Below are 13,209 nucleotides of genomic sequence, written 5' to 3' on the forward strand. Positions count from 1 at the left end.
GGCTTTTTGAAGGTTGTAAATAACATTGTTACAAAAAGGTTACAAATTGTTAAAAATCAATTAAATGCAATAGTATACTTTAATAATAAATTGACATTTAGATTAATAGGCGGTAATATAATTATGATACTCAAATTAATTGATTTGAGAAATAATTGGATATAGTGATTAATATCATGTATCAAATATTATTGTAACAAAAGGATACTATAATGAAAAAACTGAAAGTGATGGTTGTTTTTGGGACACGACCGGAAGCTATTAAAATGGCCCCTTTAGTGTTGGAATTGCAAAAACATAGTGACAGTATTGAGACGATCACAGTTGTGACAGCTCAGCATCGTCAAATGCTGGACCAAGTTCTTGAAACGTTTCGCATCGAGCCACATTATGACTTGGATATTATGGGGAAAAATCAATCCCTCTTGGATATTACTGGAAAAATTTTAGAAAAGTTTGATCCAGTTGTTAAGCAAGAACTTCCAGATATGATTCTTGTTCATGGAGATACAACAACAACTTTTGCAGCAAGTTTAGTTGCTTTCTATAATCAGGTACGTATCGGCCATGTTGAAGCTGGCCTAAGGACCTTTGATAAGTATTCTCCTTTCCCAGAAGAGATGAATCGTCAGATGACAGATAGTCTTGCGGATCTTTATTTTGCTCCAACTAGTGAGAGTAAAGAAAATCTCCTCAAGGAAAATCACCCTGAGTCTGCTATTGTCATTACGGGAAATACAGCCATTGATGCCTTGAAACTAACCGTTCAATCGGATTACTATCATGAAGTTCTAGATCAATTGGACCCAGATAAGAAACTTGTATTGGTAACCATGCACCGTCGTGAGAATCAAGGTCAACCAATGAGAAATGTCTTTGCAGCTTTACGTGAGATGGTCGATCTTCATCAGGAAATTGAAGTTGTTTATCCTGTTCACCTTAGCCCTGCTGTGCAAGAAGTAGCAAAAGATATCTTAGCTGGTCACGATCGTATTCACTTGATTGAACCTTTAGATGTACTCGATTTTCATAATTTGGCTTCAAGAAGTGATTTTATCATGACTGACTCTGGCGGTGTCCAGGAAGAGGCGCCTTCCCTCGGCAAACCTGTTCTCGTCCTTCGTGATACGACGGAACGCCCAGAAGGGGTTCGCGCAGGAACCTTGAAGTTAGTTGGTACGAATCCTGCACGTGTAAAAGAAGCGATGACAGCCCTCTTAACAGATGAACCCCTTTATAGACAAATGTCTCAGGCACCAAATCCTTATGGAGATGGAAAAGCCTCTGAACGAATCGTTCGTGCTATACAACATTATTTTGGTATTGCTGAATCTGTATCCGAATTTAAAGAGGGGGAAGAGGCGTAATGAAAAAATGGAATAAATTTAGAAATTGGCTCCTCGCTTTTCTGGGGTGCGAGTCACTTCTTTTAGGGCTTTCTTTTTTCTTTGCTCGAGAGATTATTTTAGAACAAATCTTGTTTTTAGCTTTAGCCTTGTTTGCAGTATTGGTATTATCTGACCTTTTGCTTACTTGGACCCTTATCTTAACATTTGGGCTTGGACTTATCGTTTTGGTTGCGGGTGTAGTTTATATCCCAATCACTCAACTGGTGTTCTTATTGATCAGTTTTCCACTTTTGATTGGGATTCTACTTAAAGTTCGTTATTATTTCTTCAAGGTAGCTTCAAAGGTCCAAGAACAGGAAGACGAAGCTCGAGCAGATTACCAGGCTATGGTAACTGCACAAAGTGATGTGACGGTTCAATCTCTATTGATTCATTGGGCACATGAAGATTTGTTCTTCCAGATTAAACCAAAAGAACATAACCAGATGCTCAGTCGCATTCAAGAGGTCATTGCTCAGGAATTGAGTTACAATGATAAGCTCTATTACGTTTCGGATGGTAATTTTCTCGTTCTATCGAGTACTAACCAACATTCTTTGAAGGAACTTTACTTTAGTGGTTTGCAGGAGAAACTGAGCAGTTTAGTTTTTCATGGAGAAGATGGCAATCAAGGAATTCAGTTCCAAACAGGCTATTTGGAGATTAACTCTGATAATAAAGATAAATACCAAGACTACGCAGATGTTGCCAGTCATCTCAAACGTCAACTAGAGACAGATGTAATTGTAGAATATTAGGAGGGAAACATGACTCTAACCAATATATTTTTTGGCATTGCTTTGGGACTCAGTCTTACCTTTGGCATTTGTTTTGTCATATTATTTATTGCATACAGTATTCTCTACCATCGAGTGAACAAAAATTTTAAGGCGGTGAATCATGATTAGTCAAATGTTAATGATTTTTACCTTGCTTACAATTTGGATTTCTCTAGCATGGGGCTTGGTAATTCTCTTTTCGGCAGTACACTTTTGGTTTAAACACAGTGATTTTCGTGTAGACACTTCGCCACTACCTTATTATCCTAAGGTTACCATTGTTGTTCCTGCTCATAATGAGGATGTGGTTATTGCCCAAACGGCAAAAGCTATCTTGGATATGAATTATCCTCACGATCGTGTGGAATTGCTCTTATTTGCGGATAACTGTTCGGATAACACTTATGCTGAATGCTTGTCTGTACAAGCCATGCCAGAATATGCTGAAAGAAATCTAACCATTATAGACCGTACTGGTACGGGAGGAAAAGCGGGCGTTCTAAACGATGCTTTGGAGATGGCAACAGGCGAATATATCTGTGTCTATGATGCAGATGCCATGCCTGAAAAAAATGCTCTTTATTTCCTTGTGAAGGAAGTGATGAAGGATCCAGAACGTCATGTGGCATCTTTCGGCCGCAACAAGACTCGAAATGCCAATCAAAATTTCTTGACTCGTTGTATCAACCAAGAGATCGTTGTTACTCAGCGCGTGCACCACGTTGGGATGTGGCATCTCTTTAAAATTGGGCGTATCCCAGGAACCAACTTTATCATTCAAACCGACTTTGTAAAGAGCATCGGTGGTTGGAAAAATGGTGCCTTAACCGAGGATACCGATATTTCCTTCAAAATCATGCAGAGTGGTAAATTAATTGCCCTTGCCTATAATTCAGAGGCTTTCCAACAAGAACCTGAGACCTTAAAGAGTTACTATATGCAGCGTAAACGTTGGGCGAAAGGAAATTATGAAGTTGTTCTCTCGAACTTTAAGCATTTATTTGGCAGAGCAAACTGGCGCGTTAAACTAGAAGTCTTTAACTATTCTTGTGTTTTCTTTTGGTTTAACTTTGCCATTGTCCTATCGGATTTGATTTTCCTAGCGAATGTGCTAGCAATCTGCCTTAATCTTTTCTTCCCAGATGTCAGAGTTCCATTTGCTTTTGATGCGGATAATATCTACATCGCCCAGCTCATGCTCTTCAACTGGATTCTCATGATTGGTCTTTATCTGATGCAAATTATGACAGCATTAGCAAGTCAGTTTGGACAAGCGACGACTAAACAAATCTGGTTGGCCTTGGCTGCCTATTTCACTTATGCACAGATGTTTATCGTTGTTTCCATTGATTCCATTTCTTCGATCGTGCTGGATAAAGTACTCCGACGAAAAGAAACCAAGTGGGTTAAAACCAAACGATTTGCAGGATAGGAGGTTCTATGAAAACGAATAAATTAAAATATGTCTGGTTTGTGCTCATTCTTTCTATCTTTTGTTTAGCCTTGTTTTTGGCAAGAGGAAGGACTAGAATCGAGATGCGCAATCGCCTTTATAGCCAATGGAGCCAACAGTTTCTCGTTACAAAAGGCGATCAGTCTTATGTTCGTACGACGAGTGATTCGGAGGGAACAACAGTTCTATCTGAAGCCCAAAGTTACGGCATGCTCATAACGGTTTTAGCAGCCCAAAAAGGGCAAGCGACACAAGCAGATTTTGAGAATCTTTATCGCTATTATCAAAATCATCGTATTGAGGGAACGCAGTTGATGTCTTGGAAGCAAGTGATCACAAATGGTAGCGAAACGGTTGAGAAGCAAAACGCAACCGATGGTGATCTCTATATCGCTTATTCTTTGATTGAAGCAGCCAAGCAGTGGCCAGATAAGGCGCAGGAATACCAAGCGCAAGCTAAAAAAATCTTAGAAGATATTCTTCGATACAATTACAATGAAGAGACAGGTGTTTTAACAGTAGGAAACTGGGCAAACAAGGATTCCGATTATTATTACTTAATGCGGACGTCTGATACCCTTCCCCACTATTTCCAGTCTTTCTATGACCTGACTGGAAACCAACAGTGGTTAGACATTAAGGATAAGATGCTTGGGCAACTGGAGCAAATCAGTTCTCATTCTGATACGGGTCTCTTGCCAGACTTTATCTGGGCTGAGAAGTCAGGGGCACGCCTTGTTGATGCCAACACTATCGAATCTCAGTATGATGGAGCGTATTCTTATAACGCTTGTCGTTTGCCTTATCACTTGTCACAGAGCCAGGATGAAAGAAGCCAAAAACTCGTTCAAAAGATGATGGATTTCTTTATGAAAGAGCAACGCATTTATGCTGGTTATGACTTGAACGGAACGGCCCTCAATCAATACCAGGCAGGTAGTTTCTTGGCACCGATTACCTATGCGTCTGACAAGGGAGAAGGTTATCTGAAACTTCTTCAGCAAAATAAATACTTTTTCACACAAGATTTACCTTTGGACAACTACTATGATGCAACGATGATTACTATGATTGCTCTAGAGTTGTTCTAGGATGAAAAGAGAGGGCTAGTTTTACTGGCTCTCTTTTTGATAGGATTTTCATCTTTTTTCAAAAAAGGAATTTCATCAGCTTTATGGTATAATGGAAAGAGTGATGGAAAAGAGGTAGAGAGATGGATGCGAAATTAAAATACAAGGCAAAGAAGATTAAAATCGTCTTTTTTGATATTGATGATACCTTGCGTACGTCAAAGACAGGTTTTATTCCAGCTACAATTCCCACTGTCTTTAAGCAGTTGCGTGAAAAAGGAATTTTAACAGGTATTGCTTCTGGGCGTGGTATTTTCGGTGTCGTTCCAGAGATTCGTGAGCTCAAGCCTGACTTTTTTGTAACTCTGAATGGGGCCTATATCGGAGATAAAAAAGGTCAGGTCATTTATCAACATCAGATTGACAAGTCAGATGTTGAGGAGTATGTCTCTTGGACTAAGCGAGAGGGAATTGAATATGGCTTGGTTGGCAGTCATGATGCCAAACTCTCCACGCGAACAGAACTGATCAGTGAGGCTATTGATCCGATTTATCCGAACTTGGATGTGGATCCTAACTTCCATGAAAAAGCAGATATATACCAGATGTGGACCTTTGAAGATAAAGGGGATGACTTGCACTTACCAGAGTCTTTGTCGGATAAACTTCGCATGGTGCGTTGGCATGAACATTCATCTGATATCGTGCCAATTTCAGGATCCAAAGCAACTGGTGTAGCCAAGGTGGTGGAACATCTAGACTTGAAACCAGAGAATGTCATGGTCTTTGGGGATGGTCTCAATGACTTGGAACTCTTTGATTATGCTGGAATCAGTATTGCTATGGGTGTTTCCCATGAAAAAATTAAAGAAAAAGCAGATTATATTACAAAAACAGTAGAAGAAGATGGCATTTTTGATGCCTTAGAAGGATTTGGTATGGTAGAAAAAGAATTGCATTTCCCACAAGTAGACATTGAAACAGTAGAAGGTCCTCTTGCGACCATTAAGACCAATCACGGAGACTTGCGTATCAAGCTCTTCCCTGAACATGCTCCTAAAACAGTGGCTAACTTTGTTGCTCTGTCAAAAGACGGTTACTATGATGGTGTGATTTTCCATCGTATTATCAAGGACTTTATGATCCAAGGTGGAGACCCAACTGGTACTGGTATGGGTGGTGAGTCAATCTATGGTGACTCTTTTGAAGATGAATTTTCTGAAGAACTTTATAATATCCGTGGAGCCCTTTCTATGGCCAATGCGGGTCCAAATACCAATGGTAGCCAGTTCTTTATCGTGCAAAACCAACATTTGCCATATTCTAAGAAAGAGATTGCGCGTGGTGGCTGGCCTGAACCAATCGCTGAGATCTATGCAGAACAAGGTGGAACTCCTCACCTTGACCGCCGCCATACTGTTTTTGGGCAATTGGTAGACGCAGAATCGTTTGCGGTCTTGGATGACATTGCAGCTGTTGAGACTGGTGCAATGGACAAACCAGTTGAAGATGTAGTAATTGAAACGATTGAAATTGAGGACTAGAATGAAAATTGGTGATAAGCTGACTGGGCGTATTACAGGAATTCAGCCCTACGGTGCCTTTGTTGAGTTAGAGACAGGGGTGACAGGGCTGATTCACATCTCGGAGATTCGGACGGGATTTATTGAAAATATTTATGACATTTTAAAAATTGGCGATGAAGTCCAAGTTCAGGTGGTGGATTTTGACGAATACACTGGGAAGGCCAGTCTTTCTATCCGTACCTTGGAAGAGGAAAAACATCAATTGCCAAGACGGAGACGTTTTTCAAATGATCGGATCAAGCACGGTTTTGCGCCACTTGGACGTATGATGCCTGTTTGGACGCGTGAGGCATTAGAACATTTAAAGAAGAAGCCATAAATACGATTATCTAAATTGTTTGGACTATTAACATAATTTGATATAATGAAAGTATGAAAGAAGAACAATTATTAAAATCAGGAGAGCGAATCAACCAGCTCTTTTCGACAGATATCAAGATCATCCAAAATAGAGAGGTGTTTAGCTATTCGGTGGATAGTGTTCTTTTATCACGCTTTCCTCGATTCCCTAAACGGGGTTTAATTGTGGACTTTTGTGCTGGAAATGGTGCAGTGGGACTTTTTGCAAGTTCACGTACTCAGGCGCGGATAATATCTGTAGAAATTCAGGAGCGCTTGGCGGATATGGCAGAGCGTTCGGTTCAGTTGAATGGCCTGGAAGAGCAGATGCGGGTCATCTGCGATGATTTGAAAAATATGCCTGCGCACATTCAGGGAAGTAAGGTGGATATGATCTTGTGTAATCCGCCTTATTTCAAGGTGGATCCTCATTCCAATCTCAACGAGAGTGAACACTACCTCCTAGCAAGACACGAAATTGCGACGAACCTAGAAGAAATCTGTCGAAGTGCTCAGAGTATTCTCAAGTCTAATGGTCGTTTGGCCATGGTTCATCGTCCAGATCGGCTCTTGGATATCCTAGATATGCTCAAACGCCACAATTTGGCACCCAAGCGCCTGCAATTTGTCTATCCTAAACGAGAAAAGGAAGCCAATATGCTTTTAATCGAAGCTATCAAGGATGGATCGACGAGTGGCTTCAAGGTCTTGCCACCGCTCATTGTTCACAATGATGATGGTTCCTATACGTCAGAAATTCAAGAGATTTACTATGGATCATAAGGCTTATATGTATGTGGTGGAGTGCCGTGACGGTTCTTACTATACTGGTTACACGACAGATGTGAAGAAACGCCTTGCCGTTCATAATAGTGGTAAGGGAGCCAAGTATACCCGAGCTCGCTTGCCAGTCAAACTCATCTATGCTCAGGGTTTTGCTAGCAAGGAAGAAGCCATGTCAGCAGAGGCTCTCCTCAAACGAAAGAAACGGCCACAGAAAGAACGATTTCTATCCGAAAATCAAGAGAAAAATCTAGTTAACGATATTGATGTCTAATGAGGAGTCCTTTGACTCCTCTTACTTTTGTCAAAAGAGGAAAAAAGTGCTACAATAAGATGAATAAATTTAAAGAGGTATTATCATGTCTAAGATTCTAGTATTTGGTCACCAAAATCCAGACTCAGATGCCATCGGGTCATCTGTAGCTTTTGCTTATCTTGCAAAAGAGGCTTATGGATTGGACACAGAAGCAGTAGCACTTGGAACACCAAACGAAGAAACAGCCTATGTATTGAACTATTTTGGTGTTGAAGCACCACGCGTCATCACATCAGCTAAAGCAGAAGGTGCAGAGCAAGTTATCTTAACGGACCACAACGAATTCCAACAGTCTGTATCAGATATCGCTGAAGTAGAAGTTTATGGTGTTGTAGACCACCACCGTGTAGCTAATTTTGAAACTGCAAGCCCACTCTACATGCGTTTGGAACCAGTTGGATCTGCGTCTTCAATCGTTTACCGCATGTTCAAAGAACACGGTGTAGCAGTTCCTAAAGAAATTGCAGGTTTGATGCTGTCAGGTTTGATTTCAGATACCCTTCTTTTGAAATCACCAACAACTCACCCATCTGATAAAGTCATTGCTCCTGAATTGGCAGAATTAGCAGGCGTGAACTTGGAAGAGTACGGTCTTGCTATGCTGAAAGCTGGTACAAACTTGGCTAGCAAATCTGCTGAGGAATTGATTGATATCGATGCTAAGACCTTTGAACTCAACGGAAATAAGGTCCGTGTTGCCCAAGTAAACACAGTTGACATTGCTGAAGTCTTGGAACGCCAAGCTGAAATTGAAGCTGCAATGCAAGCTGCTAATACAGCAAATGGCTACTCTGACTTTGTCTTGATGATTACAGATATCGTTAACTCAAACTCAGAAATCCTTGCTCTTGGTTCAAACATGGACAAGGTCGAAGCAGCCTTTAACTTCAAACTTGAAAACAACCATGCTTTCCTTCCAGGTGCCGTTTCACGTAAGAAACAAGTGGTGCCTCAGTTGACTGAAAGTTTTAATGGGTAATTCTTAAGGAATATTTGGAACTGTTAATTTGACTATTTATAGAAGGTGATAGCATGATGCGATTGATTGAAGGACTGCGCTTTTTGGTTGAGGCTGTGGCAATCCTTGGTCTTTTCTCCGTGTCTGTGATACAAATTTCTTGGCTAGAAAAATTCCTATTTTTTCTTCTAGCAGTTCTATTAATCTTATTTTGGGCGCGATATATGGCACCAAAATCTCCACATGCTTTTAAAAAATGGCATCGCCTCATTGCTGAGACATCGATTTTTATTTTAGTTAGTGGTAGTTTTTGGTATTTGTATGGATTGCAAATAGGAATCCTATACTTAGCTCTGTCTTTTGGAAGTTTGGGTCTGCTTTATTATTTTCAGCTAGAGTGATTCTTATAATATAGTTAATGAATTATTTAAATGGTAATTATTTGACTGGAGATTGACACGAGAAAACGATGTTTTCCTTATAGCTAAAGGGGTTTCGGCTCCTTTTTTTCTAGGAGAGAAAGATGTTAGAAAATGGTGATTTGATTTTTGTGAAGGATCTTTCAGATATGGGGCAGGCCATCCAGGCTTCCACTGGGAACTATAGTCATGTAGCTATCTTTTTGGACGGATTGATCTATCATGCTAGTGGGCAAGCAGGTGTTATTTGTCAAGAACCAGTAGAATTTTTTGAACCGACTCATCTCTACGATCTTTATGTCTATCCAGAGCTGGAAGTTGACTTGGTGAAGGAGAAGGCTTATCAATATCTAGGCGCTCCTTATAATAGCTCGTTTTATCCGGATGGGAATGGCTTTTATTGTTCCCAGTACATCGCTGAAATCCTACCGATTTTTGAAACTATTCCCATGAAATTTGGGGATGGGGAGCAGGAGATCAGTGATTTTTGGAGGGAATACTACAGGAAACTCGAACTTCCAGTGCCTCTGAACCAGCCGGGGACCAATCCCAGTCAGTTGGCAGCATCTCCTCTTTTAGAATGTAAAGAAAGGAATCTTCATGATTCAGATTTTTAATCCCTCTCGTTTAACTCGACAGCCATTTTTTATAGATTTGGTGGACTATCTGGACCAGCATGATGATGTGATCCTCCGAGAAATTAAGGCTCAGTTTCCAGATGTGGCAGTTGATAAACTCATGGAAGAGTATATAAAGGCAGGCTTGATCCTAAGGGAAAACAAACGTTATTCTCTTAATCTCCCTTTTCTAGAATCAATAGACAGTCTGGTCGTTGACCAAGAGATTTTTGTCAGAGAGGATAGTCCAGTTTATCAAGCCTTGTTGGAGAAGACTTTTGAGACAGAATTGCGAAATCAAACCAATGCCGCCATTTTAGTCGAACGTACGGACTTTGCAAGAGAAAAGATGACTCTATCCAACTATTTCTACAAGGTCAAGAATCAATATCCTTTGACAGAAAAACAGCAGGAACTCTATGCCATTTTGGGAGATGTCAATCCTGAGTATGCCCTCAAGTATATGACGACCTTTTTACTGAAGTTTCTCAAAAAAGATCAATTAATTCAGAAACGTCGTGATATCTTTGTGGACAGTTTAGTCGTTCTAGGCTATATTGTTCAAAATGAAGCTGGAAAGTATGAGCTGACTGTTGATTTCGACAAGGAACGGTTGACTTTCTATTTATCTTAATTGCTTCATTTTGAGCAGATTGTTTGACTTTACTAAAGAATAAGCATAAACTGAATGTAAGCGATAACGTTTATCGTATTAAAAGCAAAGGAGACAGAGCTATGTCACTTGAAAATAAATTGGATCAAGCAACTGGTGCTATCAAAGAAGGTTTTGGTAAAGTTACTGGCGATAGCAAGACAGAAGCAGAAGGTGCTGTAGAAAAAACAGTTGCCAAAGCCAAAGAAGTTGTTGAAGATGCTAAAGGTGCTGTAGAAGGTGCCGTTGAAGGTCTTAAAAACTCATTTAAGAAAGAAGACTAAAAAAAATCAAGGGAAAACTTCCCTTGATTTTTTGATTTTATAGATAACGTTCTGCGACAGTTGCATCTCCAGGATAGGCTTCTTTCACTCCATTGACGATCTGGTAGCAATCAGCTCCCTTACCCGCAATAATCACGGCATCGAGTTCTTGATTTGTGATGGCCATCGCCGCCTTGATGGCTTGTTCACGATCGACAATCTTTTCAACAGGATGACTGATATAGCTACTGATTTCTTCAGCAATGGCCATTGGATCTTCATAGTTGGGGTCATCCGCAGTTAGAAAGACTTGAATCTCAGGATGTTGATTGAGGAGGAGTCCAAAGTCTTTGCGACGACTTTCACCCTTGTTTCCAGTCGAACCGAGAACCAGGGCAATCTTTCCAGTTTGATGAGTTTCAACAACAGAAATCAGTTTTTTCAGACTATCACCATTGTGGGCATAGTCGATGAAGACCTTGGCTCCATTTTTCTGAGTGAGAACTTCCATACGTCCAGGAACGCGGGTTGCAGCGATCCCTTTTTTGATGTCCTCCAGACTGGCACCTAGACGAAGACAGGCAAGTCCTGCAGCAACTGCATTTTCTTGGTTAAAGTGACCGATGAGTTGGATATCATAATCACCAGCGAGTTTACCTGTAGCGGAAAAGCTAAAGGCTTTGGAGTTCTCGATTTGGTTACTTGACTGGCTACCATAGAAGTCATGTTCTTGATCTTCTACTTGTTCTTTCAATACAGAAAAGTGGTCCATGTCGCTATTAATGACAACTGCTCGACTATTTTTCATCAAGAGACGTTTGTGATAGAAGTAGTCTTCAAAGCTAGGATGCTCAATCGGACCGATATGGTCAGGAGTGATGTTAAGAAAGACACCTACATCAAAGGTCAGACCATAGACTCGATGAACAAGATAGGCTTGGCTAGAGACTTCCATTACAAGATGGGTTCTTCCATTCTTAACAGCCTGAGCCATCATGTCGAAAAGATCGATATTTTCTGGTGTTGAGAAGGAAGATTTAAAGAAGGTCTCGCCATCTAGAGTTGTGTTCATAGTTGACAAGAGAGCTGTTGGGTAGCGTTGAGATAGGATGTGGTAAGCAAAGTACGCAGCTGTAGTCTTTCCTTTTGTCCCTGTGAAAGCGAGAATTTTGAGTTTTTCTTGTGGATTACCGTAAAATTCCATAGCAATCAAACTCATGGCTTTTTTGATATCGTTCACAATGATGACGGGGATACCGACTTCGTAGTCCTTTTCTGCGACATACCAAGCTAATCCTTGCGTTATAGCGGATAGGAGGTATTCTTTTTTAAAGGCAGCACCTTTTGCAAAAAAAAGAGTGCCTTCTTTTACTTTTCGACTGTCGTAACTGATGCTGTCAAAAACAACTTCACTGTAGTTGTAGTGGTAATGTCCTTGATCAATAATCTCGCGAAAAAGGCCATCTTTCTTTAAAATATCTAATACGGTTTCAATCTTAATCATACTTTCTATTATAAACTTCAAGCCCGAATTTTACAAGTAACAAGGAAAAGTTTATAATGGAAGATAAGGAACTTTTCCTAGTTATCAAAATTGAATGAGGAAGCTATGTCTAACGAAAACAATCACCAGCAAGCCCAGATGTTGCGAGGGACTGCTTGGCTAACAGCTAGTAACTTTATTAGTCGCCTCCTTGGTGCTATCTACATTATTCCCTGGTATATCTGGATGGGGACCTATGCTGCCAAGGCAAATGGACTCTTTACCATGGGCTACAATATTTACGCCTGGTTCTTGCTGATTTCGACAGCAGGTATCCCAGTTGCGGTCGCCAAACAAGTGGCTAAGTACAATACCATGCGGGAAGAAGAGCACAGCTTTGCCTTGATTCGGAGTTTCTTAAGCTTTATGACGGGCTTGGGCTTAGTCTTTGCCTTGGTCTTGTATCTCTTTTCTCCCTGGTTAGCAGACTTGTCAGGTGTGGGGAAAGACCTGATTCCCATCATGCAGAGTTTGGCTTGGGCGGTCTTGATTTTCCCATCTATGAGTGTCATCCGGGGCTTCTTCCAAGGGATGAACAACCTTAAGCCCTATGCTATGAGTCAAATCGCTGAGCAGGTGATCCGTGTTATCTGGATGTTGATGGCAACCTTCTTCATTATGAAGATGGGTTCTGGTGACTACCTATCAGCCGTTACTCAATCGACCTTTGCGGCCTTTGTGGGGATGGTGGCAAGTTTTGCAGTTTTGATCTACTTCCTTGCCCAAGAAGGTTTGCTTAAAAGAGTATTTGAAACACGTGATAAGATCAATAGTAAGCGACTCTTAGTCGATACCATCAAGGAAGCCATTCCCTTTATCCTGACAGGATCAGCCATTCAGCTCTTCCAGATTTTAGACCAGATGACCTTTATCAATAGTATGAAGTGGTTTACTAACTACAGCAATGAAGACTTGGTTGTCATGTTTTCTTATTTCTCTGCCAATCCTAATAAAATTACCATGATTTTAATCTCTGTGGGAGTTTCAATTGGGAGTGTCGGCTTGCCGCTGTTGACGGAAAACTATGTAAAAGGCGACTTGCA

15 protein-coding genes are annotated in these 13,209 nt (G+C 40.7%); 14 read left to right on the forward strand and 1 reads right to left on the reverse strand.

The window, feature by feature from the left end; translation table 11 throughout:
* The first annotated feature begins 212 nt into the window (after positions 1-212).
* From wecB to HMPREF2655_RS01690, 13 genes are all read left to right on the forward strand, one after another.
* Complete coding sequence (wecB, locus tag HMPREF2655_RS01630; RefSeq protein WP_070837295.1) at positions 213-1,367, forward strand: non-hydrolyzing UDP-N-acetylglucosamine 2-epimerase; 1,155 nt, start codon at positions 213-215, stop codon at positions 1,365-1,367.
* The gene (locus tag HMPREF2655_RS01635) at positions 1,367-2,146 is read left to right on the forward strand and encodes a hypothetical protein (RefSeq protein WP_070837297.1); all 780 of its coding nucleotides are present in this window, start codon (positions 1,367-1,369) and stop codon (positions 2,144-2,146) included. The genes wecB and HMPREF2655_RS01635 overlap by 1 nt, the downstream gene beginning before the upstream one ends.
* 142 nt (positions 2,147-2,288) lie before the next feature.
* The gene (locus HMPREF2655_RS01640) at positions 2,289-3,599 is read left to right on the forward strand and encodes a glycosyltransferase family 2 protein (protein WP_042769130.1); all 1,311 of its coding nucleotides are present in this window, start codon (positions 2,289-2,291) and stop codon (positions 3,597-3,599) included.
* 8 nt (positions 3,600-3,607) lie between these two features.
* Entirely contained in the window at positions 3,608-4,711 is a 1,104-nt protein-coding gene (locus HMPREF2655_RS01645; RefSeq protein ID WP_070837299.1) for a family 8 glycosyl hydrolase, read from the forward strand.
* A 122-nt stretch (positions 4,712-4,833) separates the two neighbouring features.
* The gene (locus HMPREF2655_RS01650) at positions 4,834-6,234 is read left to right on the forward strand and encodes a bifunctional Cof-type HAD-IIB family hydrolase/peptidylprolyl isomerase (RefSeq protein ID WP_070837300.1); all 1,401 of its coding nucleotides are present in this window, start codon (positions 4,834-4,836) and stop codon (positions 6,232-6,234) included.
* 1 nt (position 6,235) lies between these two features.
* Complete coding sequence (locus HMPREF2655_RS01655; protein ID WP_000689619.1) at positions 6,236-6,595, forward strand: S1 RNA-binding domain-containing protein; 360 nt, start codon at positions 6,236-6,238, stop codon at positions 6,593-6,595.
* A gap of 53 nt (positions 6,596-6,648) precedes the next feature.
* Positions 6,649-7,398, forward strand: a complete 750-nt coding sequence (locus tag HMPREF2655_RS01660) for a tRNA1(Val) (adenine(37)-N6)-methyltransferase (protein ID WP_049477468.1) — start codon at positions 6,649-6,651, stop codon at positions 7,396-7,398.
* On the forward strand, positions 7,388-7,672 hold the full coding sequence (locus HMPREF2655_RS01665; RefSeq protein WP_049477469.1) for a GIY-YIG nuclease family protein: 285 nt from the start codon (positions 7,388-7,390) through the stop codon (positions 7,670-7,672). The genes HMPREF2655_RS01660 and HMPREF2655_RS01665 overlap by 11 nt, the downstream gene beginning before the upstream one ends.
* Positions 7,673-7,757: 85 nt before the next feature.
* A complete protein-coding gene (locus HMPREF2655_RS01670; protein WP_070837304.1) occupies positions 7,758-8,693 on the forward strand; it encodes a manganese-dependent inorganic pyrophosphatase in 936 nt (311 codons plus the stop codon).
* A gap of 53 nt (positions 8,694-8,746) precedes the next feature.
* On the forward strand, positions 8,747-9,073 hold the full coding sequence (locus HMPREF2655_RS01675; protein ID WP_070837306.1) for a DUF2568 domain-containing protein: 327 nt from the start codon (positions 8,747-8,749) through the stop codon (positions 9,071-9,073).
* A 122-nt stretch (positions 9,074-9,195) separates the two neighbouring features.
* Positions 9,196-9,708 carry a YiiX/YebB-like N1pC/P60 family cysteine hydrolase gene (locus HMPREF2655_RS01680; protein ID WP_070837308.1) on the forward strand — a complete coding sequence of 171 codons (513 nt, stop codon included), beginning with the start codon at positions 9,196-9,198 and terminating at the stop codon, positions 9,706-9,708.
* Complete coding sequence (locus HMPREF2655_RS01685) at positions 9,692-10,342, forward strand: DUF1803 domain-containing protein (RefSeq protein ID WP_070837310.1); 651 nt, start codon at positions 9,692-9,694, stop codon at positions 10,340-10,342. The genes HMPREF2655_RS01680 and HMPREF2655_RS01685 overlap by 17 nt, the downstream gene beginning before the upstream one ends.
* Positions 10,343-10,443: 101 nt before the next feature.
* Positions 10,444-10,644 carry a CsbD family protein gene (locus tag HMPREF2655_RS01690; RefSeq protein WP_000051178.1) on the forward strand — a complete coding sequence of 67 codons (201 nt, stop codon included), beginning with the start codon at positions 10,444-10,446 and terminating at the stop codon, positions 10,642-10,644.
* A 37-nt stretch (positions 10,645-10,681) separates the two neighbouring features.
* Here the strand turns inward: HMPREF2655_RS01690 and HMPREF2655_RS01695 are convergent, their stop codons facing one another.
* Positions 10,682-12,127 carry a UDP-N-acetylmuramoyl-L-alanyl-D-glutamate--L-lysine ligase gene (locus tag HMPREF2655_RS01695; RefSeq protein WP_070837312.1) on the reverse strand — a complete coding sequence of 482 codons (1,446 nt, stop codon included), beginning with the start codon at positions 12,125-12,127 and terminating at the stop codon, positions 10,682-10,684.
* A gap of 105 nt (positions 12,128-12,232) precedes the next feature.
* Between HMPREF2655_RS01695 and HMPREF2655_RS01700 the strand changes: the two genes are divergently transcribed.
* A partial coding sequence (locus HMPREF2655_RS01700; RefSeq protein WP_142352101.1) for a polysaccharide biosynthesis protein occupies positions 12,233-13,209 on the forward strand: 977 nt, incomplete at its 3' end.

Origin of the sequence: Streptococcus sp. HMSC066F01 (genome assembly GCF_001837335.1) — a bacterium.
In the GTDB taxonomy this organism is placed as follows: Bacteria; Bacillota; Bacilli; order Lactobacillales; family Streptococcaceae; genus Streptococcus; species Streptococcus oralis_S.

What these genes read in the sequence shown, in the direction of transcription:
- wecB (WP_070837295.1), top strand. Translation starts at nt 213, where the DNA reads ATGAAAAAACTGAAAGTGATGGTTGTTTTTGGGACACGACCGGAAGCT.
- HMPREF2655_RS01635 (WP_070837297.1), top strand. Translation starts at nt 1,367, where the DNA reads ATGAAAAAATGGAATAAATTTAGAAATTGGCTCCTCGCTTTTCTGGGG.
- HMPREF2655_RS01640 (WP_042769130.1), top strand. Translation starts at nt 2,289, where the DNA reads ATGATTAGTCAAATGTTAATGATTTTTACCTTGCTTACAATTTGGATT.
- HMPREF2655_RS01645 (WP_070837299.1), top strand. Translation starts at nt 3,608, where the DNA reads ATGAAAACGAATAAATTAAAATATGTCTGGTTTGTGCTCATTCTTTCT.
- HMPREF2655_RS01650 (WP_070837300.1), top strand. Translation starts at nt 4,834, where the DNA reads ATGGATGCGAAATTAAAATACAAGGCAAAGAAGATTAAAATCGTCTTT.
- HMPREF2655_RS01655 (WP_000689619.1), top strand. Translation starts at nt 6,236, where the DNA reads ATGAAAATTGGTGATAAGCTGACTGGGCGTATTACAGGAATTCAGCCC.
- HMPREF2655_RS01660 (WP_049477468.1), top strand. Translation starts at nt 6,649, where the DNA reads ATGAAAGAAGAACAATTATTAAAATCAGGAGAGCGAATCAACCAGCTC.
- HMPREF2655_RS01665 (WP_049477469.1), top strand. Translation starts at nt 7,388, where the DNA reads ATGGATCATAAGGCTTATATGTATGTGGTGGAGTGCCGTGACGGTTCT.
- HMPREF2655_RS01670 (WP_070837304.1), top strand. Translation starts at nt 7,758, where the DNA reads ATGTCTAAGATTCTAGTATTTGGTCACCAAAATCCAGACTCAGATGCC.
- HMPREF2655_RS01675 (WP_070837306.1), top strand. Translation starts at nt 8,747, where the DNA reads ATGATGCGATTGATTGAAGGACTGCGCTTTTTGGTTGAGGCTGTGGCA.
- HMPREF2655_RS01680 (WP_070837308.1), top strand. Translation starts at nt 9,196, where the DNA reads ATGTTAGAAAATGGTGATTTGATTTTTGTGAAGGATCTTTCAGATATG.
- HMPREF2655_RS01685 (WP_070837310.1), top strand. Translation starts at nt 9,692, where the DNA reads ATGATTCAGATTTTTAATCCCTCTCGTTTAACTCGACAGCCATTTTTT.
- HMPREF2655_RS01690 (WP_000051178.1), top strand. Translation starts at nt 10,444, where the DNA reads ATGTCACTTGAAAATAAATTGGATCAAGCAACTGGTGCTATCAAAGAA.
- HMPREF2655_RS01695 (WP_070837312.1), bottom strand. Translation starts at nt 12,127, where the DNA reads ATGATTAAGATTGAAACCGTATTAGATATTTTAAAGAAAGATGGCCTT.